General features: G+C 66.0%; 1 pseudogene. It reads right to left on the bottom strand.

What is annotated here, in order from left to right:
- Window positions 1-238 (bottom strand): annotated as a pseudogene (locus tag KBI52_RS00100) (hypothetical protein); the annotation flags it as partial.

Genomic DNA, 238 nt, shown 5'->3' with positions numbered 1-238 from the left:
CTCGACGGCATAGGCGAAGCCAGCGGCAGGTCCGTGCTCGGCCAGCACCTCGGCGCCCTCCCCGCCGAAGAAGCCCTCGATCACGGGACGGCCGAAAGGCCGGATGTAATAGGAGCCCGTGCGTGGGTTGTGCGGGTCACCGATCACATGGGTCTTCAGCCTGATCATGAACCGCCGCAGCCTGGCCGGCTCGATGATCGGCGGAATCCCCGAGACGCAGGAGATGCTGGACTTCTGT

The sequence above is a fragment of the Microvirga sp. HBU67558 genome (assembly GCF_018069605.1).
Classification (GTDB): Bacteria; Pseudomonadota; Alphaproteobacteria; order Rhizobiales; family Beijerinckiaceae; genus Microvirga; species Microvirga terrae.
The sequence above is the reverse complement of the archived record's forward strand: the minus strand, read 5'-3'. Positions and strand labels throughout refer to the sequence as shown.